Source organism: Phycicoccus sonneratiae (assembly GCF_016887965.1).
Taxonomy (GTDB): domain Bacteria; phylum Actinomycetota; class Actinomycetes; order Actinomycetales; family Dermatophilaceae; genus Phycicoccus; species Phycicoccus sonneratiae.
This window is the reverse complement of record NZ_JAFDVD010000021.1, coordinates 1-23,144: the sequence shown is the minus strand read 5'-3', so window position 1 is coordinate 23,144 and position 23,144 is coordinate 1. Positions and strand designations below refer to the sequence as shown.

Annotated in this window: 23 protein-coding genes and 1 tRNA gene; 18 read left to right on the top strand and 6 right to left on the bottom strand. The window is 74.1% G+C overall.

The window, feature by feature from the left end:
- Positions 1–38 precede the first annotated feature (38 nt).
- Positions 39–1,184: a glycosyl hydrolase gene (locus JQN70_RS16870; protein ID WP_204132546.1), complete on the bottom strand. Its 1,146-nt coding sequence runs from the start codon at positions 1,182–1,184 to the stop codon at positions 39–41.
- Between the two features lie 325 nt (positions 1,185–1,509).
- Between JQN70_RS16870 and JQN70_RS16865 the strand changes: the two genes are divergently transcribed.
- From JQN70_RS16865 to JQN70_RS16850, 4 genes are read left to right on the top strand one after another with little or no spacing between them, the layout of a single operon-like run.
- A complete protein-coding gene (locus tag JQN70_RS16865; RefSeq protein WP_204132545.1) occupies positions 1,510–2,349 on the top strand; it encodes a phosphatase PAP2 family protein in 840 nt (279 codons plus the stop codon).
- A 55-nt stretch (positions 2,350–2,404) separates the two neighbouring features.
- The gene (mfd, locus tag JQN70_RS16860; RefSeq protein WP_204132544.1) at positions 2,405–5,986 is read left to right on the top strand and encodes a transcription-repair coupling factor; all 3,582 of its coding nucleotides are present in this window, start codon (positions 2,405–2,407) and stop codon (positions 5,984–5,986) included.
- Between the two features lie 4 nt (positions 5,987–5,990).
- A complete protein-coding gene (locus JQN70_RS16855; RefSeq protein WP_204132543.1) occupies positions 5,991–6,503 on the top strand; it encodes a hypothetical protein in 513 nt (170 codons plus the stop codon).
- Positions 6,500–7,444, top strand: a complete 945-nt coding sequence (locus tag JQN70_RS16850; RefSeq protein WP_204132542.1) for a MazG family protein — start codon at positions 6,500–6,502, stop codon at positions 7,442–7,444. The genes JQN70_RS16855 and JQN70_RS16850 overlap by 4 nt, the downstream gene beginning before the upstream one ends.
- Here the strand turns inward: JQN70_RS16850 and JQN70_RS16845 are convergent.
- Entirely contained in the window at positions 7,431–8,288 is an 858-nt protein-coding gene (locus JQN70_RS16845) for an endonuclease/exonuclease/phosphatase family protein (protein ID WP_204132541.1), read from the bottom strand. The genes JQN70_RS16850 and JQN70_RS16845 overlap by 14 nt on opposite strands.
- A 124-nt stretch (positions 8,289–8,412) precedes the next feature.
- Between JQN70_RS16845 and JQN70_RS16840 the strand changes: the two genes are divergently transcribed.
- The gene (locus JQN70_RS16840) at positions 8,413–9,564 is read left to right on the top strand and encodes a carbohydrate kinase (protein ID WP_204132540.1); all 1,152 of its coding nucleotides are present in this window, start codon (positions 8,413–8,415) and stop codon (positions 9,562–9,564) included.
- Positions 9,561–10,487 (top strand): pseudouridine-5'-phosphate glycosidase, encoded by a 927-nt coding sequence (locus JQN70_RS16835; RefSeq protein ID WP_204132539.1) that lies wholly within the window; start codon positions 9,561–9,563, stop codon positions 10,485–10,487. Before JQN70_RS16840 ends, JQN70_RS16835 begins: the two co-directional genes overlap by 4 nt.
- Before the next feature lie 81 nt (positions 10,488–10,568).
- Here JQN70_RS16835 and JQN70_RS16830 read toward each other — a convergent pair whose 3' ends face one another.
- Positions 10,569–11,471: a type IV toxin-antitoxin system AbiEi family antitoxin domain-containing protein gene (locus JQN70_RS16830; RefSeq protein WP_204132538.1), complete on the bottom strand. Its 903-nt coding sequence runs from the start codon at positions 11,469–11,471 to the stop codon at positions 10,569–10,571.
- Between the two features lie 236 nt (positions 11,472–11,707).
- Between JQN70_RS16830 and eno the strand changes: the two genes are divergently transcribed.
- Positions 11,708–12,997 (top strand): phosphopyruvate hydratase, encoded by a 1,290-nt coding sequence (gene eno / locus JQN70_RS16825; RefSeq protein ID WP_204132537.1) that lies wholly within the window; start codon positions 11,708–11,710, stop codon positions 12,995–12,997.
- Here the strand turns inward: eno and JQN70_RS16820 are convergent.
- Positions 12,978–13,334, bottom strand: coding sequence for a hypothetical protein (locus tag JQN70_RS16820; RefSeq protein WP_204132536.1), 357 nt, complete (start codon positions 13,332–13,334; stop codon positions 12,978–12,980). The two genes, eno and JQN70_RS16820, sit on opposite strands and share 20 nt — an antisense overlap.
- Between JQN70_RS16820 and JQN70_RS16815 the strand changes: the two genes are divergently transcribed.
- From JQN70_RS16815 to JQN70_RS16780, 8 genes are all read left to right on the top strand, one after another.
- Positions 13,309–13,677, top strand: coding sequence for an FtsB family cell division protein (locus tag JQN70_RS16815; protein ID WP_204132535.1), 369 nt, complete (start codon positions 13,309–13,311; stop codon positions 13,675–13,677). The genes JQN70_RS16820 and JQN70_RS16815 overlap by 26 nt on opposite strands.
- A complete protein-coding gene (locus JQN70_RS16810) occupies positions 13,674–14,201 on the top strand; it encodes a DUF501 domain-containing protein (RefSeq protein WP_204132534.1) in 528 nt (175 codons plus the stop codon). Before JQN70_RS16815 ends, JQN70_RS16810 begins: the two co-directional genes overlap by 4 nt.
- Entirely contained in the window at positions 14,198–15,145 is a 948-nt protein-coding gene (locus JQN70_RS16805) for a Ppx/GppA phosphatase family protein (protein WP_307836046.1), read from the top strand. Before JQN70_RS16810 ends, JQN70_RS16805 begins: the two co-directional genes overlap by 4 nt.
- An 86-nt stretch (positions 15,146–15,231) precedes the next feature.
- Positions 15,232–15,564: a PadR family transcriptional regulator gene (locus tag JQN70_RS16800; RefSeq protein WP_204132533.1), complete on the top strand. Its 333-nt coding sequence runs from the start codon at positions 15,232–15,234 to the stop codon at positions 15,562–15,564.
- On the top strand, positions 15,561–16,532 hold the full coding sequence (locus tag JQN70_RS16795; protein ID WP_204132532.1) for a hypothetical protein: 972 nt from the start codon (positions 15,561–15,563) through the stop codon (positions 16,530–16,532). The genes JQN70_RS16800 and JQN70_RS16795 overlap by 4 nt, the downstream gene beginning before the upstream one ends.
- A gap of 35 nt (positions 16,533–16,567) precedes the next feature.
- Positions 16,568–16,645: transfer RNA gene (locus JQN70_RS16790), tRNA-Leu, on the top strand.
- 332 nt (positions 16,646–16,977) lie between these two features.
- Positions 16,978–17,811: a Bax inhibitor-1/YccA family protein gene (locus JQN70_RS16785; protein ID WP_204132531.1), complete on the top strand. Its 834-nt coding sequence runs from the start codon at positions 16,978–16,980 to the stop codon at positions 17,809–17,811.
- Positions 17,808–18,149, top strand: a complete 342-nt coding sequence (locus JQN70_RS16780) for a hypothetical protein (RefSeq protein ID WP_204132530.1) — start codon at positions 17,808–17,810, stop codon at positions 18,147–18,149. The genes JQN70_RS16785 and JQN70_RS16780 overlap by 4 nt, the downstream gene beginning before the upstream one ends.
- Before the next feature lie 86 nt (positions 18,150–18,235).
- Here JQN70_RS16780 and JQN70_RS16775 read toward each other — a convergent pair whose 3' ends face one another.
- Positions 18,236–19,459 (bottom strand): acetyl-CoA C-acetyltransferase, encoded by a 1,224-nt coding sequence (locus JQN70_RS16775; protein WP_204132529.1) that lies wholly within the window; start codon positions 19,457–19,459, stop codon positions 18,236–18,238.
- Positions 19,460–19,663: 204 nt separating this feature from the next.
- On the opposite strand from JQN70_RS16775, the gene JQN70_RS16770 reads away from it, so the two are divergent.
- Positions 19,664–20,056, top strand: coding sequence for a RidA family protein (locus tag JQN70_RS16770; RefSeq protein WP_204132528.1), 393 nt, complete (start codon positions 19,664–19,666; stop codon positions 20,054–20,056).
- A gap of 32 nt (positions 20,057–20,088) precedes the next feature.
- Here JQN70_RS16770 and JQN70_RS16765 read toward each other — a convergent pair whose 3' ends face one another.
- Positions 20,089–21,156, bottom strand: a complete 1,068-nt coding sequence (locus JQN70_RS16765; protein WP_204132527.1) for an SGNH/GDSL hydrolase family protein — start codon at positions 21,154–21,156, stop codon at positions 20,089–20,091.
- A 98-nt stretch (positions 21,157–21,254) separates the two neighbouring features.
- Between JQN70_RS16765 and JQN70_RS16760 the strand changes: the two genes are divergently transcribed.
- Positions 21,255–21,635 carry a thioesterase family protein gene (locus JQN70_RS16760; protein ID WP_204132526.1) on the top strand — a complete coding sequence of 127 codons (381 nt, stop codon included), beginning with the start codon at positions 21,255–21,257 and terminating at the stop codon, positions 21,633–21,635.
- 13 nt (positions 21,636–21,648) lie between these two features.
- Positions 21,649–23,025, top strand: coding sequence for a cystathionine beta-synthase (locus JQN70_RS16755; protein WP_204132525.1), 1,377 nt, complete (start codon positions 21,649–21,651; stop codon positions 23,023–23,025).
- The last annotated feature ends 119 nt before the right edge of the window (positions 23,026–23,144 follow it).

Below are 23,144 nucleotides of genomic sequence, written 5' to 3'. Positions count from 1 at the left end.
CCGTCACGGTCCCACCCCGTCCGGGTGTCAGGCTCGACTCACTGGGTGGTCCACGCGTCGGCCGCGATGGCCTTGTACGTGGAGAGCTCCGTGGAGGTCTTGAGCGTCCAGACGCAGTCGGCGTTCGAGGCGTTGGTCGGCGGCCGGTTGAAGTAGAACGCGGCGACGAAGTAGTCCTTGTTCGCCTTCATCCAGTTGTAGCCGGCGGAGAGCCAGGCCCCCCTGTTGGACGCCGAGTGCGCGGCGAACTCGGGCAGCGAGGCCTTCTTGCCGTGCGCCTTGGCGAAGGCGAGCACGCCACTCCCGATGGTCGAGAGGGGCACGTCCTTGTTCTGCCCCTCACCGCAGGTGTACCAGTTGTAGGCGTCGCCGCCGACGACGTCGATGTAGTCGTCGCCCGGGTACCAGTTCGCCGCGGCGATCCGGTCGGTGCTCTTGACCCGGAAGGACCACGCGGTGGCCTGGTAGACCCACTGGACGTTGGTGACGCCCTGGGAGCGGAAGACGTCGACGACCTTGCGGTAGGCGGCCCGGTACTGCGTGGCCGTGCCCTGCTTGATCTTCGCCGAGACCTCGGGCTCGTGGCCGAAGGACATGAGGATCGTGCCGCCGCGGGCCTTGATCGTCTTGGCCCAGCGGATCATGTCGTTGTGCAGGGCGCTGCCGGGGGCGGCCGAGCTGACCGAGGTCCACGGGATGCCCTGGGCGTTGACCGTGACCATGCGGCCGGTCGGGACGCTGCCCTGGAGGTTGCCGTAGGAGTGGGTCGCGACGGTCTGGCCGGCGGCCTTCGTGAGGGCGGTGACGTCGCCGGCGCCGCCGAAGAACAGCACGCTCGAGCCGAGGGCCGGCTTGGCCGGGGTGACGACCGACTTCACCGGCGCGATCGCCGCGGTGCCGCCGCTGGTGCGAGAGGTGCGCGCGGCGGAGGCGGCCTTGTTCGCCGCCTCCGTCCGGACGGCGGTGGCGGTGCGCTCGGCGGTCGCGGTGCCGGCCTGGGCGGTGGCCGCCGTCTGGGCCGTGCGGGCGAGCGCCGCCTCGGACGGCTCGTCCGAGGCGCTGAACGGCGCGAAGACCGCGACGGTCGCGAGAGTGGTTCCGGCAGCGAGAGCGGTGACTCCCCGGCGGCGGCCCGGGCGGGCGTGGCGGGGGGACCCGGGGGTCTGGCGGACAGAGGTGGGCATGGTGGATCGCTCCTGTGACGCCGCGGTCAGCACCGGTTGCCAGGAGGGCAGCAGCCGGCGCGCAGGGGGGTGAACCGCGACCGCGCTAGCGCCATGTGCAGGGGGGTGGTGCGCGGATGCCGAGGGACGTTACGGGGATTTCGCGCGCCGGAGGAATCGAATCGACAGGCTTGTGCTCACAGTGTGACGAACGTCACACGTTTCGCGCTTGCGCTGAGCGCCTTCTCAGGCATGCCGCCCCGCGCCCCCTCCGGACCTGTCCTGACCAGCGGGAACATCCCGGAAACGGCTGCTTCCAGGGAGGGTTCTGCCCGATGATGGGACGGTGACAGGGACCATGCTCATCGGCGTCGTCGCGCTCGTGCTCGTCGTGGCGGCCGGCGCCCTCCTCGTGGTCCGCGCGGACCGGCTCGTGGCGCCCCGCTGGGTGGCCTCCGGCCTCGTGCGGGCCAGGGTCGTCGGCGACTCGCTCGTCGACCAGCTCGGCCGGGTCGGGGCCTTCGCCGCGGCCGTCCTCCTCGGCGGCGGGGCGATGACCTTCGTCCTCTGGGTGCTCGGCGAGTTCTTCCAGGCCATCGAGCCCTACGTCGACCACCCGGTGTTCGACTGGTTCGCCGCCGGCCGCAACGCGACCTGGGACTCCATCTGGCTCGTGCTCACCAACGTCGGCGGCCTCAAGCAGACCCAGACGATCACCGTGGTCGCCGCCGTGCTCCTCGCGGTGCTGTGGCGCCGTCGCCGCTGGTGGGTGCCGCTCCTCGTCCTCCCCGTCGGCTACCTCCTCGAGAAGAACGTCCAGGAGCTGCTCAAGCTCGTCGTCGACCGGGGGCACCCGCCGACCACGCTGGGCTCGTACCCGTCCGGTGGCTGCGCGCGCGTCATCGTCGTCTACGGACTCGTCGTCGTCCTCGCGCTGCGCTGGACCGAGACGCGCAGCCGCCGCTGGTGGGCCGCGGGCGCCGCGCTCGTCGCGCTCCTCGAGACCGTCCAGGCCTACGCGCGGATGTACAACCAGGAGCACTGGCTCACCGACGTCATCGGCGGCTTCGTCTTCGGGCTGCTGCTCCTCGCGACGATGACGGGAGCCATGCTCCTCCTCGACCACGGCGGGACCTCCTCCTCGGGGGCCGACGAGCGCTCGGCCCGGGAGCCGGCTGCCGCCTGACGAGGTGCCGTGCGCGTCACCACGTGTCGGTGGCCGCCAGTAACCTGAGAGGGACATGCCCTCGCTCTCTCCGCTGCGCGCCCGCGTCGCCGCCCTCCCCGGTCTCACCCGTCTCTCCGACTCCCTCGCCGTGCCCGCGGCCGAGGTCGAGGCGAGCGCACCGCCCGGGGCCCGGGCCGCCGTCGTCGCCGCGCTCGCCCCTCGCCCCTCCGGCGCGCCGCTGCTCGCCGTCACCGCGACCGGTCGCGAGGCCGAGGACCTCCACGCCGCCCTCGCGGCCGGCCTCGGCGCCGACGCGGTCGCGCACTTCCCGTCCTGGGAGACCCTGCCGCACGAGCGGCTGAGCCCCCGCAGCGACACCGTCGGCCAGCGGCTCTCCGTGCTGCGCCGGCTCACCCATCCCGACGCGGACGACCCCGCGCACGGGTCGCCGGCCGTCGTCGTCGCCCCCGTGCGTGCCGTGCTCCAGCCGATCGCCCGGGGCCTGGGCGACCTGCGCCCGGTCGCGCTCACCGCCGGCCAGGACGCGCCCCTCGAGCAGGCCGTCGAGGACCTCGCTGCGGCCGCCTACTCGCGCGTCGACCTCGTCGAGCGCCGGGGCGAGTTCGCGGTGCGCGGCGGCATCCTCGACGTCTTCCCGCCCACCGAGGAGCACCCGCTGCGCGTCGAGTTCTGGGGCGACACCGTCGAGGAGATCCGCTGGTTCAAGGTCGCCGACCAGCGCTCCCTCGAGGTGGCCGAGCACGGCCTCTGGGCGCCACCCTGCCGCGAGCTGCTGCTCACCCCGTCGGTGCGCGAGCGCGCCGCGGGTCTCGCCGACCAGCTGCCCGGCGTCGCCGACATCCTCGACAAGCTCGCCCACGGCATCGCCGTCGAGGGGATGGAGTCGCTCGCACCGGCGCTCGTCGACGGCATGGAGACCCTCCTCGAGGTGCTCCCCACCGACGCCGTCCTCGTCGCCTGCGATCCCGAGCGCATCCGCACCCGCGCCCACGACCTCGTCTCGACGAGCGAGGAGTTCCTCCAGGCCGGCTGGGCCAACGCCGCCGGTGGCAGCGCCGTGCCCATCGACCTCGAGTCGGTCCTCGGCACCGCGTCGTTCCGCACCATCGCCGAGCTGCGCGAGCAGGCCCGCGCCCTCGGGGTGCGCTGGCTCGACCTCACCCCGTTCGCCGGCGACGGCGAGGACGACACCCTCGACCTCGGGCTCGTCGTCTCGCCGACCTTCCGGGGCAGCACCGAGGACGCGGTCGAGGAGCTGCGCCGGCTCGTCGCCGACGACTGGACGGTCCTCGTCGCCACCGAGGGACCCGGGCTGGCCAAGCGGGTCGCCGAGGTCCTCGCCGAGCACGAGGTGCCGAGCCGGCTCGTGCCGGTCGATGCCGACCCCGAGCCCGGCGTCGTCACCGTCACCACCGGCGCGGCCGGCAACGGCTTCCTCGTGCCGGGGGAGCGGCTCGCCGTCGTCACCGAGTCCGACCTCACCGGCGCGGCGGCGGGGTCGGGAACCTCCACGAAGGACATGCGCCGGATGCCCTCGCGCCGGCGCAACCAGGTCGACCCGCTCCAGCTGCGCCCCGGCGACTTCGTCGTCCACGAACAGCACGGCGTCGGCAAGTTCGTCGAGATGATGCAGCGCACGGTCCAGGGGGCCACCCGCGAGTACCTCGTCCTCGAGTACGCCGCGTCCAAGCGCGGCCAGCCGGGAGACCGGCTCTACGTCCCCACCGACCAGCTCGACCAGGTCACCCGGTACGTCGGCGGCGAGCAGCCCACCCTCAACAAGATGGGCGGCTCCGACTGGCAGCAGACCAAGGGCCGGGCCCGCCGGTACGTCAAGCAGATCGCCGCCGAGCTGATCCGGCTCTACTCCGCACGGATGGCCACCCGCGGCCACGCCTTCGGGCCCGACACCCCGTGGCAGCGCGAGCTCGAGGACGCCTTCGCCCACGTCGAGACCCCCGACCAGCTGAGCACCATCGACGAGGTCAAGGCCGACATGGAGCGAGAGGTCCCGATGGACCGGCTCGTCTGCGGCGACGTCGGCTACGGCAAGACCGAGATCGCGGTGCGCGCGGCGTTCAAGGCGGTCCAGGACGGCAAGCAGGTCGCGGTGCTCTGCCCCACGACGCTGCTCGTCCAGCAGCACCTCAACACCTTCTCCGAGCGGTACGCCGGCTTCCCGGTCGTCGTCAAGGCGCTCTCCCGCTTCCAGACCGACACCGAGGCCAGGGCCGTCCTCGCCGGGCTCGCCGACGGGTCGGTCGACCTCGTCATCGGCACCCACCGGCTGCTCTCGAAGGAGGTGCGGTTCAAGGACCTCGGGCTCGTCGTCGTCGACGAGGAGCAGCGCTTCGGGGTCGAGCACAAGGAGCAGCTCAAGGCGATGCGCACCTCCGTCGACGTCCTCGCGATGTCGGCCACGCCCATCCCGCGCACCCTCGAGATGGCGGTCACCGGTATCCGCGAGATGTCAACTCTCGCAACGCCTCCGGAGGAGCGGCATCCCGTCCTCACCTACGTCGGCGCCTACGACGAGAAGACCGTCACGGCGGCCATCCGCCGCGAGCTGCTGCGCGAGGGCCAGGTCTTCCTCGTCCACAACAAGGTGTCGACCATCGAGAAGGCGGCGGCCCGCATCCGCGAGCTCGTGCCCGAGGCCCGCGTCGCCACCGCGCACGGCAAGATGGGCGAGCACAAGCTCGAGCAGGTCGTGGTCGACTTCTGGGAGAAGCGTTTCGACGTCCTCGTCTGCACGACCATCGTCGAGACCGGCCTCGACATCTCGAACGCCAACACCCTCCTCGTCGAGCGCGCCGACCGGCTCGGGCTCTCCCAGCTGCACCAGCTGCGCGGCCGCGTCGGGCGGGGTCGCGAGCGGGCGTACTCGTACTTCCTCTACCCCCCCGAGACGCCGCTCACCGAGACCGCCCTCGACCGGCTCCAGACCATCGCGAGCAACACCGACCTCGGGGCCGGCATGCAGGTCGCGATGAAGGACCTCGAGATCCGCGGCGCCGGCAACCTGCTCGGCGGCGAGCAGTCCGGGCACATCGCCGGCGTCGGCTTCGACCTCTACGTCCGGCTCGTCGGCGAGGCCGTCGCGTCGTTTAGGGGAGAGGGCGAGGAGGCGCCGGCCGAGATCAAGATCGAGCTCCCCGTCGACGCCCACCTGCCGCACGACTACGTCCCGCACGAGCGGCTGCGCCTCGAGATGTACAAGAAGCTCGCGGCCGTCGTCGACGAGCAGCAGCTCGCCGAGATCGAGGGCGAGCTGGTCGACCGCTACGGCGCGGTGCCCGAGCCGGTGCGCAACCTCCTCGAGGTGGCCCGGCTGCGCACGGTCGCCCGGGCGGCCGGCATCGCCGACATCTCCGTCCAGGGCCAGCACGTGCGGTTCGGGCCGGTCGAGCTGCGCGAGAGCCAGCAGCTGCGGCTGAACCGGCTGTTCCCGAAGTCCATCCTCAAGGCCGCCACCGGGTCGATGCTCGTCCCGGCGCCGAAGACCGCCCCGGTGGGTGGCCGCCCGCTGCGCGACCGTGACATCCTCGAGTGGGCCGCGGCGGTGGTCCGCTCCGTCGTCATGGACAATGTCGGAGAGGCCGCCCGTGCCGCGACCGCCCCCGCCCGGGGGTGACCCGATGAAAGGACTGCTCGTGACCCTCCCGGTTCGCCGCGCCGCCGCGGCGCTCGCCCTGGGCGCCGCCCTCGTCACCGCGGGCTGCGGCACGACCGAGGCCGGCCGCGCGGCCACCGTCGACGGCCGCGTCATCACCGAGTCGCAGGTGAACACCGCGCGCACCGAGATCAACAAGGCCTTCCCGGACGCCAACCTCACCGCGTCCGACGTGCTCTACCGGCTCATCGAGGCGCCCTACGTCATCGACTACGTCGCCAAGCAGGGTGCCCCGCAGTCCGCCTCGGTGGCGCGGGCCAACTTCCCGGCGACCGCCGACCCGTCCGACGAGGCCATCGAGCTGCTCCGCGGCCAGTACGCGCGCCAGGTCCTCCAGCAGGCCGGGCAGACCCTCCCGGCCGAGGCGATGGCCGGCGTCAAGGTCGTCGTCAACCCGCGCTACGGCACCTTCGACCCGTCGAAGACCGAGCTGACCCCGAGCCGGCCCGACTGGCTCGAGTCCTCCACCACGAAGTGACCGGCGGCCGGCTCGGCCTCGTCGTCACCTCGCCGCGGGTCGCGCCGGGGCTGCTGTCGCACGCGGCGTGGACCGCGGTCACCGGGGCCGACCGGCTGCTCGCCCGCAGCGCCGACGAGCCGCTCGTCGAGGCGCTCACCGAGGCAGGCGTCGAGGTCGAGTGCGTCGGCGACGTCCCGCCCGCCGCGCTGGCCCGCACGCTCGTCGACCTCGCCCGGTCGGTCGGGGTCGTCTGGCTCGGGTCCGCGGACGCCGACCCCGGGCTCTCCGACGCCGTCGCGTCCGAGGTCTCGCGCCTCGAGGAGCCCCCGGACGTCGAGCTCGTCGTCGGGTCGTGGGACGTCCAGGGCGGCCGGCTCCTCGACGTCGTCGCGGCGATGGACCGGCTCCGCTCGCCCGGCGGCTGCCCCTGGGACGCCGAGCAGACCCACGCCTCGCTCGCGCCCTACCTCGTCGAGGAGGCCCACGAGGTGCTCGAGGCCATCGACGGCGGCGACCCGCGGCTGCTCGCCGAGGAGCTCGGCGACGTCCTCCTCCAGGTCGTCTTCCACGCCCGCGTCGCCGAGGAGGCCGACGAGGGCTTCGACGTCGACACCGTCGCGGGGCTGCTCGTCGACAAGCTCGTCCGCCGCCACCCGCACGTCTTCGCCGACGGTGACGCCAGCACCCCGGAGGAGGTGGAGCAGGAGTGGGAGCGGATCAAGGCCGAGGAGAAGGCGGGGTCCTACGCCGACGACCTGCTCCACGGCATCCCGGCCTCGCTGCCGGCCGAGCTCGCGGCGACCAAGGTGCTGGCCCGGGCCCGACGCCGAGGGGTGGACCCCGACCCGGCGGTGCTCCGCGAGCTCGCCGACGCCCGGGAGCAGCTGTCGGCCGCCGACGAGCGCGTGCGTGCGACCCTGCGCGCCCTCGCCGGAGGTGGCTCCGCTACGACCGGATGAGGTCGGCCAGCAGCAGGTGGTGGTCCGACCACGGCGAGTCGCGGACGGCCGTCGTGCCGGGCGCGAAGGTCGCTCCGCTCCCGAAGACGTAGTCGAGCTTGGCCGTGCCCCGCGTGCCGGCACCGCACCGGCACGGCGCCCCCGAACGGGTCGAGGCGGGCTCGACGAGGGTGCCGCGCGAGCCCGCTCCGTACCGGGACGCGTAGAGCGGGTCGAGCATCGTGGCGGGCGGCACCTCGTTGAGGTCGCCCGCGAGGACGAGCGGCCGGCCCGGCGCCGACGCGGCCCGCAGCGCCTCGAGCACCTGCTGGCGGCGCACCGCCGCACCGGCGGCGCCCGGCAGGAGGTGCGCCGTGCACACCTCCGTCGCCCCGCCGAGCACGGTCTGCGCGCAGAGGACGCCGCGCCGCTCGACGGCACCCGAGGCCTGGGCGGCGAAGGTCACCCGGCGCACCGACGACAGCGACGTGCGCGACACGACGGCGTTGCCGCTCGACGCCCCGGCACAGCGGCCTCGCCGGGCCGGGAAGGTCTGCTGGTAGGCGGTGTGGACGGTGACCCCGAGCGCGCCGAGGCGCCGGCGGAGCGCCTCGACGACCGGCTCGCACACCTCGTTGACCGTGAGCAGTCCGATGCGGTCGGACACGACGCGCTGGGCCATCCACTCGACGCGCTGCGTCGTCGTGCCTCCGCATCCCCCGGTGCTGCCGTAGCCGCACATGTTGAACGTCGCGACGCGGTGGGTCGTCGCGGCCGCGGCGGCGGTGCCCTGCGGGAAGGCCGGGCCAGCGAGGCCCGCCACGAGGGCGAGGACGGCGAGGAGGGTGCGCACGGGCGGGGGCATGGGGTCTCCGGGGCTCGACGGGCCTCCAGTCTGGCGACCGTGCCGCTCCGATGGAGCCGCGTGTGCTGCCGCGATTCCGCCGACCGCTTCTTTGGAGATCTGAAGATGCCTTAGGATTGCAAGTATGAGCCTCACGGACCGCGAGCGCGAGATCGTCGCGCTGCTGCGCGTCGACCCGCTCCTCGATGCCGCCGCGCTCGCCGAGCGCCTCGGCTCGACGCGCGCCGCCGTGTCCGTCCACCTGAGCAACCTCACCCGCAAGGGCGTCGTGCTCGGGCGCGGCTACCTGCTGCGTCCGGAGGACGGGGCGGTGCTCGTCGTCGGGGGAGCCGTCCTCGACGCGAAAGTCCGCACCCGCGTGCCGCCCCGGCTCGGCACGAGCAACCCGGGGACCTCGACGGCCACCGTCGGCGGCGTCGGGCGCAACATCGCCGAGAACCTCGCCCGGCTCGGCAGCCCGACGACCCTCGTCGCGGCCGTCGGCGACGACCTGCCGGGACGCACCGTCCTCGCCCGCAGCGAGGCGGCCGGCATCGACTGCCGGCACGTCGTCACCTCGGTGCACCCGACCGGCTCGTACACCGCCGTCCTCGACGACGGGGGCGACCTGCTCGTGGCCGTCGCCGACATGCGGGCCACCGACGAGCTCGCGGTCGGCGACCTCGACGTCGTCCCGACCCTGCTGGCCGGCACGCGCGTCCTCGTCGTCGACTGCAACCTCCACGTCGACGTCGTCCGCTGGCTGCTCACGACGGCCGCGACGGCCGGGGTGCCCGCCGTCCTCGAGCCGGTGAGCGTCGCCAAGGCCACCGAGGCCGCACCGGCCCTCGACGGCACCGTCCCGCTGCACACCGTGACGCCGAACGTCGACGAGCTGGGAGCCCTCGTCGGCGAGGCCGTCGAGGACACCGTCGAGGACGTCGTCCGGGCCGCGGGCCTGCTCCACGCGCGCGGCGTCGAGCGCGTCTGGGTCCGGCGCGGCACGCGTGGCAGCCTGCTGTCCGTGGCGGTCGAGGGTGAGCCGCGCCGGGTGGTCCTCGTCGCGGCCCCGGCCGTCGAGGTCGCCGACGTCACGGGAGCCGGCGACGCGATGACCGCCGGCTACGTGCACGCCGTCCTGCGCGGCGACGACGTCGTCGAGGCCGCCCGCGCGGGGCAGGTGCTCGCCGCGCTCACCTGCGCCTCACCGGACACCGTCCGCCCCGACCTCACCGCGGCCCTCGTCGCGGCCCACCTGACCACCACCGAGCCCCGAACCGAGGAGCTGTCCCGATGACCACCACCCCGCACCCGATGCTGTCGGTCGCCCCCGAGGTGCGCGACGCGCTCGCCGACGGCCGGCCCGTCGTCGCGCTCGAGTCGACGATCATCAGCCACGGGATGCCCTACCCCGCCAACGTCGGCATGGCCCGCGAGGTCGAGCAGATCGTCCGTGACGGCGGCGCGGTCCCGGCGACCGTCGCCATCCTCTCGGGGCGGCCGACCGTGGGGCTCTCCGACGACGAGCTCGAGATGTTCGGTGCCGACCAGGGCATCCGCAAGGTGAGCGTCCGCGACATCGCCCACGTCGTCGCCACCGGCGTGCACGGCGCGACGACCGTCGCGAGCACGATGCGCATCGCGGCGCTCGCCGGCGTCCAGGTCTTCGTCACCGGCGGGCTCGGCGGGGTGCACCAGGGCGGTCACGACACGATGGACGTCTCGGCCGACCTCACCGAGCTGTCGCGCACCCCGGTGGCGGTCGTCAGCGCGGGCGTGAAGTCGATCCTCGACATCGGCCGGACCCTCGAGGCGCTCGAGACCCTCGAGGTCCCGGTCGTCGGCTACGGCACCGACGAGTTCCCCTCGTTCTTCTCGCGCTCCTCCGGTCTGTCGGTGCCGATGCGCGTCGACACGCCCGAGGAGGCCGCGCGCCTCGTCCGCGCCCAGCTCGACCTCGGCCTCGGCAGCGGCATCTCGATCGCCAACCCCGTGCCGGCCGAGCACGAGATGGCGCGCGAGGACATCGACGGCGTCATCGCGGCGGCGCTCGCCGACGCCGACCGGCTCGGGGTCGTCGGCAAGGACATCACGCCCTACCTCCTCGGCCGGATCGTCGAGCTGTCCGACGGGCGCTCGCTCGAGACCAACCTCGCGCTGGTGCGGAACAACGCGCGGGTCGGGTCGGCGATCGCCGTCGCCCTCGCCGCCCTCGCCTGAGCCGCAGCCCGGCGACGAGCCGGGTCGCGCCGGACGAGCCCCCTGCAGGCGGCTCGACCGGCGGAAGGCGGCTCGTCCGGGTCAGGCGGCCGCCGCGGCGAGCGCTGCGCGCACGCGCGCGAGGAGCTGCGCGGGCCGCTCGAGGTCGGCCCAGGTGACGCGGACGACCCGGTAGCCGGCGTCGCGCAGCCGCTCCTCGCGGCGCTTCTCGCGCGCCAGGGCGTGGGGACCGTCCGCGCCGGCGTACTTCGTCAGCCCGTCGAACTCGACGACCACCCGACCGCCGACGAGGAGGTCGACCCGCCCGACGAAACCCAGCGCGTCGTGGACCTCGACCTGGCTGCGGACCGGGACGCCGAGGGACGCGACGACCATCCGGGTGCGCGTCTCTCCGGGGCTCTCGGCGGCCGGGTCGGCCAGCTCCACCGCCCGACGAGCGCGCTCGGCCCCCGTCCGTGCGCCGTGCGCCGCGACCGCTCGACCCAGGTCCGCGCGGTCGCAGCGTCCGGAGTGCAGGGCGGCGTCCATCGCGACGAGGCCGGGCTCCAGCCCTCCGGCCGCGGCCGTGGCGACGCAGGCCTCGGCCACCGGCACCACCCGGAGCCCGCCGACCTCGACCGACGGGACCGTCCTTCGGTGCACGTGGACGCCGTCCCGGCGCTTGCTCGTCCCGACGTCGGCCACGACGTCGACCCGGCCGAGGTCGACCCCGACGAGTGGCAGCCCGTGGACCGCGAGGGCGGCGTGGTGCGACGCGGCCCACCCGGGGTGCCCGAGGAGGACGCCGACGACGGTGAGCCGGAAGCGCTCCCACGGCGGGGCGGGGTCCCAGGCGGACGGAGCGGCGAACACACCGCGGCGTACCCGCCGCAGCAGGCCGTTCCCGACCGCCCGGCGCAGCTCGTGCTCGCCGAGTCCCCGGCTCCGCGCCTCGGCGGTCGTGAGGAGCCCGTGCTCGGAGAGCAGCCGGTCGAGGTCGGTCATCGGCCCACTGTGACGCGAGAGCGGGGCATCGCCGTCGGGTTCTCCACAGGTCGCGGCCCCGACGAGCCGGGTCGCGCCGGACGAGCCCCCTGCAGGCGGCTCGACCGGCGGAAGGCGGCTCGCGAGCCCCGGTCCCGAGTCGGGGCGTCCGGGGAGCGGGTCGGTCGCGGGCGGGCCCGCCCCCCGGGGCTACGCTCGGGGACGAACCCTTTCCCACCCACTCCACAGGAGCCGATGTGGCCAGCATCGAGGCAGTAGGCGCGCGCGAGATCCTCGACTCGCGCGGCAACCCCACGGTCGAGGTCGAGGTCGCCCTCGACGACGGCACGGTCGCCCGCGCGGCGGTCCCCAGCGGCGCGTCCACCGGCGCGTTCGAGGCCGTCGAGCGCCGGGACGGCGACAAGAGCCGCTACCTCGGCAAGGGCGTCGAGAAGGCCGTCGACGCGGTCATCGACGAGCTCGGCCCCAAGCTCCTCGGCTTCGAGGCCAGCGAGCAGCGCCTCGTCGACGCCGAGATGCTCGCCATCGACGGCAGCGCCAACAAGGAGAAGGTCGGCGCCAACGCCATCCTCGGCGTCAGCCTCGCCGTCGCCCGCGCCGCGGCCGACTCGGCCGACCTGCCGCTCTTCCGCTACGTCGGCGGCCCGAACGCCCACGTCCTGCCCGTGCCGATGATGAACATCCTCAACGGCGGCAGCCACGCCGACTCCAACGTCGACATCCAGGAGTTCATGATCGCGCCGATCGGCGCCGAGTCCTTCCGCGAGGCCCTGCGCTGGGGCGCCGAGGTCTACCACGAGCTCAAGGCCGTCCTCAAGGAGAAGGGCCTGGCCACCGGGCTCGGCGACGAGGGCGGCTTCGCGCCGAACCTCGAGTCCAACCGCGCCGCGCTCGACCTCATCGTCGAGGCCATCGGCCGGGCCGGCTACACCGCGGGCGAGCAGATCGCACTGGCCCTCGACGTCGCCGCGTCCGAGTTCCACGAGGACGGTTCCTACGCCTTCGAGGGCGGGGCCAAGACCTCGGCCGAGATGATCGACTACTACGCCGACCTCGTCGCCTCCTACCCCCTCGTCTCCATCGAGGACCCGCTCGACGAGTCCGACTGGGACGGCTGGAAGGCGATGACCGACCGCCTCGGCACCCAGGTGCAGCTCGTCGGCGACGACCTCTTCGTCACCAACCCCGAGCGCCTCGCCCGCGGAATCGAGACCGGTACGGCGAACGCACTCCTGGTGAAGGTCAACCAGATCGGCTCGCTCACCGAGACGCTCGACGCCGTCGACCTCGCGCACCGCAACGGCTACCGCTGCATGATGAGCCACCGCTCCGGCGAGACCGAGGACGTCACGATCGCCGACCTCGCCGTCGCGACGAACTGCGGCCAGATCAAGACCGGCGCGCCGGCCCGCTCCGAGCGCGTCGCCAAGTACAACCAGCTGCTCCGCATCGAGGAGGAGCTCGACGACGCCGCCGAGTACGCCGGCGCCGGCGCGTTCCCCCGCTTCACCGCCGGTCGGGCCTGAGCCGCAGGCACCCGGGGGAGCAGCCGATGGCCTCGAGCCGCAGCACCGGACCCGCGTCGCGACCTCCGCGACGCGGGTCCGCGGCACGTCCGTCGTCGGCCTCGGGGTCGGCGAAGGGCTCGGCCAAGGCGTCGTCGGCGCGGGCGTCGGGTCGGGGGTCGACCCGGCCCGCCACCACCCGCTCGGCCTCCGCGGCCCCGCGCCCCTCGACGACGTCGACGACCACGGCCAAGGTCGTCCGCCGCTCGCCGTCGGGGTGGCGCGGACGGGTCGGGGGCGCGGCCTCGAACCGGATGCTCCGCCGCGGCGTCGTGCTCGCGGCCATCGGGGTGTTCATCGTCGTCCTCCTCGCGTCGTCGGTGGCGGCGTGGGTGCACCAGCGCGGTCAGATCGCGGCGTTGCGTGACAAGGTCGCCGCGCAGGAGGCCGACGTCGCCGAGCTGCGGGCCGAGCGCGAGCGCTGGAACGACCCCGCCTACGTCGAGCAGCAGGCCCGCCAGCGGCTGAAGTTCGTCCGGCCGGGGGAGCGGTCGTACACCGTCCTCGACCCTCAGCCGGAGTCGGCCGACACCCCCGCGGTCGTCGGTCCCGGTGCGGGAGAACCCGTCTCGACCCTTCCCTGGTACTCGACGGTGTGGCAGTCGGTGCGGACCGCCGACGCACCCGGGGCGCAGCGGTGAGCCCTGCCGCCGACCTCCCGCCCGTCGCGCCGGAGGACCTCGACGCCGTCACCCGCCAGCTCGGCCGACCGGTGCGCGGCGTCGCCGAGGTCGCGCACCGCTGCCCGTGCGGCGAACCCGACGTCGTGCGCACCGAGCCGCGCCTCCCCGACGGCACGCCCTTCCCGACCTCGTTCTACGCCACCTGCCCCCGCCTCACCGGTGCGCTCTCGACGCTCGAGAGTCAGGGGGTCATGAAGGAGATGACCGACCGGCTCGAGGCCGACCCCGAGCTGCGCGCCGCCTACGAGCGCGCCCACGACGACTACCTCGCGCGGCGGGCCGAGCTCGGTGACGTCCCCGAGGTCGCCGGGATCTCCGCCGGCGGGATGCCGACGCGGGTCAAGTGCCTGCACGTGCTCGCCGCCCACTCGCTCGGGGCCGGGCCGGGGGTCAACCCGCTCGGCGACGAGGCGCTGGCCCTGCTCGAGCCGTGGTGGGAGCGCGCTCCCTGTTCCGAAACGCTTGCGGGAGAGGGCTCGTGACGCGTCGGGTCGGGGCTGTCGACTGCGGCACGAACTCCATCCGCCTGCTCGTGGCCGACGTCGGGGACGACGGCCTGCTCACCGACGTCGAGCGACGCACCGAGGTCGTCCGGCTCGGCCAGGGCATCGACCGCACGGGCGTCATCGCCCCGGAGGCGATGGAGCGGACGTTGGCCATGAGCCGCGAGTACGCGGCGCGGTGCCGCGAGCTCGGCGCCGGGGCCGTCCGGTTCGTCGCGACCTCGGCCTCCCGTGACGCCCGCAACGCCGACGAGTTCGTCACCGGTGTCGTCGCGGCCTTCGGCGACCTCGACGTGGCGCCCGAGGTGGTCGCCGGTGACGTCGAGGCGCGGCTGTCCTTCACCGGGGCCACGGGCGACCTGCGCCGGCTCGGCGTCCCGGGCCCGTACCTCGTCGTCGACCTCGGCGGCGGGTCCACCGAGCTGGTCCGCGGCACCGACGACGTCGAGGTCGGACGGTCGGTCGACGTGGGCTGCGTCCGGATGACCGAACGGCACCTCGCCGGTGACCCGCCCACCGACGACGAGGTCGTCGCCGCCCGCGCCGACGTGGCCGCTGCGCTGGACGCCGCGGAGGAGCTCGTCGACCTGTCCGGTCTCGGGGCCGTCGTCGGGCTCGCGGGCTCGATCACCACGGTCACCGCGCACGCCCTCGGCCTCGGGCGCTACGACCGCGACGCCATCCACCTGGCCGAGGTGCCGCTCGACGCCCACCGGGCCGCGTGCCGCGAGCTGCTCGCGATGTCGCGGACCGAGCGGGCGGCGCTGCCGTACATGCACCCCGGCCGCGTCGACGTCATCGGGGCCGGCGCCCTGGTGTGGCACGAGGTCCTGGGACGGGTCGCGGTGCGCTCCGACGGAGTCCGCGTCGTCACGAGCGAGCACGACATCCTCGACGGCATCGCCCTCTCGGTGGCGCGCTGACCCACACGACGACACGCCGGTGTCGTCGTCTGCGCGGTACTGCGGACTGCGTAGTACTGTGCGGTCCACAGGAAAGGGAGGTGGCGATGGACGGCACCCAGCTGGTCAAGGGGGTCCTCGACCTCGCGGTGCTCGCGGTCGTCGCGGGCGAGGACGGCTACGGCTACGACATCGTGCGGCGGCTGCGCGACGCCGGGCTCGAGGAGGTCGGCGACGCCTCGGTCTACGGCACGCTGCGCCGGCTCTACGCGGCGGGAGCGCTGACGTCGTACGTCGTGCCCTCGGACGAGGGGCCGCATCGCAAGTACTACGGCATCAACCCGGAGGGACGGCACGTGCTCGAGACCCAGGCGAAGACGTGGGGCGGATTCGTCGCCACGATGGACGGTCTGCTCACCGGGGCGGGGGTGGCGTCGTGAGCGCCGTGACGAGCGAGCAGCGCACCGAGGACGTCCGCGCCTACATCGGGGCGGTGCGCGCCTGGCTCGCCGACCTGCCGGCCGACGACGTCGAGGAGCTGACCTTCGGGATGGAGGCCGACCTCGCCGAGCGGGCGGCCGAGGGGGACATCCGGCTCGGGGACCTGCTCGGGGAGCCCGAGGAGTACGCGGCCGAGCTGCGTTCTGCCGCAGGACTTCCCCTTCGGACGGCACCGGTGGAGGCGCCGCCGTCGCCGGGATGGCTCGCCGAGGTGTCGGCGGCGTTCTGGAGCGCTGGGACCGGCGCGGTGGACCGCTGGCCGTGGCTGCGTGACCTCCAGCCGGTCTGGTGGGTCCTCCGCGGACTCGTGGCCGGGTGGGCGGTCGCGATGGTGCTCGGAACCGGTCACAGCGTGCTGCTGCCCGCGCTCGGCGCTGCTGCCTCGTTCGTGCTCAGGCGGTGGATGGCACACGCGTCGACGCCTCGAGGGCTGCGCGCCGTCGTGGTCGCAGGCAACGTACTCGCGGTCGTCCTGCTCCTGCCGGCGACGCTCTGGTACCTGGAGCGAGGAGCCGGCGACGGCCCGGCCCCGTCCGACGCGTATCCGGCACCCGGGCTGGTGCTCGACGGGGCGGAGGTCGGCAACCTCTACGTCTACGACGCGCAGGGCCACCGGGTCGAGGGCGCGCGGGTGCTCACCCAGGACGGCCGCGGCGTGTACACGAACCCCACGATGCTGGACACGGGTCCCGAGGGTCTGCCCACCAGGCCCGACGGGTCGGTGGACGTCGCGACGGACGTCTTCCCGCTCGCGATCGGGGACCGCGACCCGTGGTCGGGCTCCGGGGCGGGCTGGACGCCACCCCTGACCCTGTCCCCGTTGCCGGGCGCGACGCCGGCTTCGACGGATGCTGCGTCGCCCGCACCGAGCACGACGCCGGCCCCGACGCCGAGCCCCACGGGCTGAGCGGCACCGGCGCGGGGGCGCGCTACCGTGGGCGCGCCCCCGTGGCCCAACCGGCAGAGGCAGGCGCCTTAAAAGCGCCACAGGTGCGGGTTCGACTCCCGTCGGGGGCGCCAGCCCCCGCCGGGAGTCAGGGAGACGCTCGAACGGAGTGAGAGCGGTGGTGTCCCGTCGGGGGCGCGCCAGCGCACCCGAGGGGAGTCGGGAGGAGGCCGAACGGAGTGAGGCCGACGGTTCCCGTCGGGGGCGCCAGCCCCCGCCGGTGAAGACCCCAGCTACGCCGCAGTACTCGTCGTGATCGCGACAGGTACTGCGCCGTAGCCCGCATGCCGGGGCGCGGCGACGGTCGACCCCAGGGCCTCTCAGCGGGAACTCAGGAAGATGCCCGAACGTCTACGCTGATACGAACGACGGTGACCACCACCGCCACGAACAGCACGGAGGATCGATGGCCAACAACCCGGCCTTCAACCGACTCGAGAAGGACGCCCGCGGTGGCTACGCCGGCTTCGGCGGCGGCCCCGCCCCCACGGCCCCGCCGGCCGAGATGAGCGCCGAGCAGCTCCAGGAGATGTACTCCGCGCCGTCCGCGCTGCGCCCGGGCACCGACCGCGCCGTGACGATGGACGACGTCGTCATGAAGACCCTCGCCCTCTTCGCGCTCGTCCTCGGCTTCGGCGCCGTGGGCTGGGGGATCGCCGCCACCAACCAGTCCCTCGGCCTCATGGTCTGGGTCGGCGGCATGATCGCCACCCTCGTCCTCGGCCTGGTCATCGCCTTCAAGAAGACGCTCAGCGTGCCGCTCATCGTCGGCTACGCGGTCGTCGAGGGCCTGTTCGTCGGCGCCGTCTCCCAGTTCTTCAACAGCGTGCCGGGCTGGGAGGGCGTGGTCCCCACCGCGGTCCTCGCGACGGTCTCGACGTTCGTCGGGATGTTCCTCGCCTACCGCTTCGGCCTCATCAAGGTCACGGCCAAGTTCCGCCGGATCATGACGATGGCGATCTTCGGCTACGCGATCTTCGCGGTCGTCAACTTCGGGGTCGCCGTGTTCACGGACTCCCCGTTCGGCATCGGCGGCACGACCAACCTCGGGATCGGCATCTCGCTCTTCGCGGTCGGCCTCGCCGCCTTCAGCCTCGCGCTGGACTTCGACTCCATCGAGTACGCCATCCGCACCGGTGCGCCGCAGAAGTACTCGTGGCTGCTGGCGCACGGCGTCATCGTCACGGTCGTCTGGCTGTACATCGAGTTCCTGCGCCTCTTCGCCCGGATGCGCGAGTGACCGACGCTCGACCGGCCGGCGCCGGGGTGGGACCTCCCGCCCCGGCGCCGTCGTCTGTCGACCCGGTCCCCGAGGCGGCGCGGGTCGAGCTCGACCGCATCCGCCGCCGGTGGTCCGAGCTCTCCGTCGACCGGGCGAACCTCGCGGGGCCGCTCGTGCGCGAGCTCGTCGAGGCCGTCGCCGCCACCACCGCGCCGGGGACGCCGGTACCCGACCTCGGCTCCGCCGTGCTCGTCGACCAGCTGGCCGTCGTCGTCTGGGACGCGTGTGCCGCCGACGCCATCGACGGGGCGGACCTCAGCGAGCGGCTGACCGCCCTGCGCCGCGCCCTGCCTTGATCACTCCTTGCGAGTTCCACCGGTGACACGCCGCGGCTACGGGGTGTCGGGCGGCCGAACTCGCAAGAAGTCGAGTGAAGAGCGGGTCAGGAGAGGCGCTCGACGACGATCGCCATGCCCTGGCCGCCGCCGACGCACATCGTCTCGAGGCCGAAGGTGCCGTCGCGCTCCTCGAGCCCGTTGAGCAGCGTGGTCATGATCCGCGTCCCGGTGGACCCGAACGGGTGCCCCAGCGCGATGGCGCCGCCGTTGACGTTGAGCTTCTCGGGGTCCATCCCGAGGTCGTCGGCGCTCGGCAGCACCTGCGCCGCGAAGGCCTCGTTGATCTCGTAGAGGTCGATGTCGCCGATCGACAGCCCGGCCCGCTTCAGCGCCTGCCGGGAGGCCTCGACCGGACCGAGGCCCATGATCTCCGGCGACAGACCGGACACCCCGGTCGAGACGATGCGCGCGAGCGGCGTCAGGCCGAGCTCGCGGGCCCGGGTGTCGCTCATGACGACGACGCCCGACGCGCCGTCGTTGAGGGGGCAGCAGTTGCCCGCCGTCACGGTGCCGCCCTCGCGGAACACCGGCTGCAGGCCCTGCACCGCCTCGAGGGTCACGCCGGCCCGCGGGCCGTCGTCGCGCGTGACGACGGTGCCGTCGGCGAGCGTGACGGGGAGGATCTCGCGCTCGAAGAACCCGTTCGCGATGGCCTTCTCGGCCCGGTTCTGGCTCGTGACGCCCCACTCGTCCTGGCGCTCGCGGGAGACGCCGCGCAGCGTCGCGACGTTCTCGGCGGTCTGCCCCATCGCGAGGTAGACGTCGGGCAGCGAGCCGCCCTCGCGCGGGTCGGACCAGGTCTCGTTCGAGGCGGCCATCGCGGCCGAGCGCTCCATCGCCCCGGCGAAGACCGGGTTGAGGGCGTCGGGGTCGGACTCGCCGGCGCCCCGGAAGGCCGCGTTCGTCGACACCGACTCGACGCCGCCGACGACGAAGGTGTCGCCCTCGCCGGCCTTGATGGCGTGGAAGGCCATCCGCATCGTCTGCGTCGAGCTGGCGCAGAACCGGTTGACGGTCGCGGCGGGAAGGCCGTCGAGCCCGGCGAGCACGGCGATGACGCGGGCCATGTTGTTGCCGGCCTTGCCGCTGGGGTCCGCGCAGCCCCAGTACAGGTCGTCGACGGTCGTCGGGTCGAGCCCCGGCAGCTGCTCGAGGAGCCCGCGGACGACCTGCACCGACAGGTCGTCGGGCCGCATCTCGCGCAGCGACCCCTTGAAGGCCCGGCCGATGGGGGTGCGGGCGGTGGCGACGATGACGGCCTCGGTCACGGGTCCTCCTGAGGGTGGTCGACGCGCGTGCCGCGAAGCGGCGACGCGCGTGGTAAGCAAGCGCTCACCACGGACCTGCCAGCCTAGGCGCTCCGCGCGGCGGAGGGAACCTCGTGGGGCCTGTGGGATCGGTCTCGCCGCCGGTGGCAGGGACCACGCCGCGCAGGGGTCGTGCGCGCGCGCCGGGAGGGACAGGATGAGCCCATGGACACCACGCGCAGCCGGGCATCGTCAGGGTCGCCGTACGAGGGAACGGTCGGGTTCGCCCGCGCCGTCCGCGTCGGCCAGCACGTCGCCGTCTCCGGCACGGCACCGATCGGACCCGGCGGGCAGGTCCCCAAGGACCCCGGCGAGCAGACCCGACGCTGCTGGGAGATCGCGCTCGGCGCGCTCGCCGAGCTCGGCGGCGGGCCGGAGCACGTCATCCGCACCCGGCACTACATCACCGACGTCGACGTCGTCGACGCGGTGTCGGCGGTGCACGGCGAGATCTTCGGCGACATCCGGCCCGCGAGCACGATGGTCGTCGTCGCGGGCCTGCTCGACGAGCGGTGGAAGGTCGAGGTCGAGGTCGACGCGGTCGTCCCCGAGGCCTGACGCGCGCGGCTGCGCGTCGGCCGGTGCGCGCGTCAGCCCGGCGACCCGCTGGGGGCGGTGTCGTCGGTGCGCGGTGTCGTGACGTCGGTGGACGGACCCTGCGCCGGGGCGACGGGTCCCGGGCGACGTCGCAGCAGCACGGCCCACCGTCCGCGCGGGCCGCGGTCGGACCCGGCGATCTCTGTGGGCGCGACCTCGGTGCCCGCCTCCCGCACGGCCTGGCCGGCGGCGACGGCGACCGGGCCCACGCCCTCGCCGCGCCGGGGCTCCGGCGGGCGGTCGTGGGTGTCGGCGCCCCACACCCGCAGCGCGGCGCAGACGCTCGGGAGCAGCGCGGCCGCGGCCCGCGCGTAGCCCGCGGCCGAGGGGTGGAACTGGTCGCGGCTGAACATCTCGCGCGGTGACGCGGCGAACTCCGGCCCGAGCAGGTCGCCGAGCGACACCGTGCGGCCCCCGGCCTCGACGACGGCGACGGTCTGGGCCGCGGCGAGGTCGCGCGACCAGCGCTTCATGAGGGAGCGCAGCGGCTGGCGGATGGGCTCGATGGTGCCGAGGTCGGGGCAGGTGCCGACGACGACCTCGCTGCCGAGGGCGCGGATGCGGCGGACGGTCTGCTCGAGGTGGCGCACGGACGCCGTGCGCTCGATCCGGTGCGTGACGTCGTTGGCGCCGATCATCACGAGGACGACGTCGGGGCGCATGACGTCCTCGAGGGCGTTGGCCAGCTGGCGCTCGAGGTCGCTGGACTCGGCGCCGACGACGGCCCGGTTGGTGACCCGCACGGCCCGGCCGGTGAGGGCGGCCACCCCGTTCGCGACGATGGCACCGACCGTCTCCTGCGGGTGGTCGGCGCCCATGCCCGCGGCCGACGAGTCCCCGATGACGACGACCTCCCACGGCTCGCCCCGCCCGGCGCCGTAGAGGCCGTTGTCGTCCGGGGAGTCGTCGAAGGGGGTGCCGATGACCCGCCGCGCGAGGGCGGCCTCGGCCTTGATGACCCCGTACCCCAGGGCCCCGAGCGCGGCTCCGGCAGCAGCGAGCCCGCCGCCGCCGTACGCGGCGGTGGCGGCGATCCTGCGGGCACGGCGGGCACGTCCCATCGGCGGTGGGTCCTCCTCCCACGAGTCGGACGTCCACGGTAACGCCGCCCGCCGACGCTGGACCCGGGATCGGCACGCCACCGCCTTACGCTGGCCGGATGGACCTGCACCCGGGACGTTCGGCCGAGGTCATCCGCACGGTGTCCGACGCCGACACGGCCGCGGCGCTCGGCTCCGGCGACCTGCCGGTCCTCGGCACGCCGCGGCTGCTCGCCTGGGCCGAGGCGGCCACCGTCGCAGCGCTCGCCGGCGCCCTGGACGAGGGCGCGACGAGCGTCGGGACGCGGGTCGTCCTCGACCACCTGGCCCCGAGCGCGGTCGGGTCCGAGGTCACGGTGCGCGCCGCTCTCGCGGCGGTCGACGGGCGCCGGCTGGCCCTCGACGTCGAGGCCACGGCCGCCGACGGCACGGTGCTCGGCCGCGGCACGGTCGAGCGGGTCGTCGTCGACGGCGCGCGCTTCACCGCCCGCCACGCGTGACAGGATGGCGCGCGTGAAGTACGCCGAGCACATCGCCGACCTCGTGGGGGACACCCCCCTCGTCAAGCTCAACTCCGTCACCGAGGGCATCGGGGCCACCGTCCTCGCCAAGGTGGAGTACCTCAACCCGGGCGGGTCGGTGAAGGACCGCATCGCGCTGAAGATGGTCGAGGCCGCCGAGGCCTCCGGCGAGCTGCAGCCCGGCGGCGTCATCGTCGAGCCGACCTCCGGCAACACCGGCGTCGGGCTCGCGCTCGTGGCCCAGCGCAAGGGCTACTCGTGCATCTTCGTCTGCCCGGACAAGGTCTCCGAGGACAAGCGCAACGTGCTGCGCGCGTACGGTGCCGAGGTCGTCGTCTGCCCGACCGCCGTCGCCCCGGACCACCCGGACTCCTACTACGAGACCTCCGACCGGCTGGTCCGCGAGACCCCGAAGGCCTGGAAGCCCGACCAGTACTCCAACCCCAACGGCCCTCTCTCGCACTACGAGTCGACGGGCCCGGAGATCTGGCGCGACACCGACGGCCGCATCACCCACTTCGTCACCGGGGCCGGCACGGGCGGCACCATCAGCGGCGCCGGCCGGTACCTGCGCGAGGTCTCGGCCGACCGCGAGGGCGGCCGCGTCCAGGTCGTCGCGGCCGATCCCGAGGGCTCGGTCTACAGCGGCGGCTCCGGCCGGCCCTACCTGGTCGAGGGTGTCGGTGAGGACTTCTGGCCCAGCGCCTACGACCCCGACCAGGTCGACCGCGTCGAGGCCGTCTCCGACGCCGACTCCTTCGAGATGACCCGCCGCCTCGCCCGCGAGGAGGGCCTGCTCGTCGGCGGCTCCTGCGGGATGGCGGTCGTCGCGGCGCTGCGCGTGGCCAAGGACCTGCCGGACGACGCCGTGGTCGTCGTGCTGCTCCCGGACTCCGGCCGCGGCTACCTCTCGAAGATCTTCAACGACGACTGGATGGCCTCGTACGGCTTCATGAAGACCCAGGGCGAGCGCACGGTCGGCGACGTCCTGCACGCCAAGGCCGGCGACATCCCGGCCCTCGTGCACACGCACCCGAACGAGACGCTGCGCGACGCCATCGAGATCCTGCGCGAGTACGGCGTCTCGCAGATGCCGGTCGTCAAGGCCGAGCCCCCGGTCGTGTCCGGCGAGGTCGCGGGGTCGGTGTCCGAGCGCGAGCTGCTCGAGGCCCTGTTCACCGGTGCCGCCCACCTCGCCGACTCGGTCGAGTCGCACATGGGACCCGGGCTGCCCCTCGTCGGCGCCGGCGAGCCGGTGTCCACGGCCCGCCACGAGCTCGAGGGCTCGGACGCGGTGCTCGTCGTCGAGGACGGCAAGCCGGTGGGGGTCCTCACCCGCGCCGACCTGCTCTCCTTCCTCGCCGACTGACTGTGAGGATCGACAGCGCAGCCTGATGGTGCTGGGCTGTGGTCGACCGCCTCGGGTGTGACCCTCCGACTGACTGGCTTCGTGCCTTGGCCGCGACTTGTCCGCTCGGGGTGGTCGGC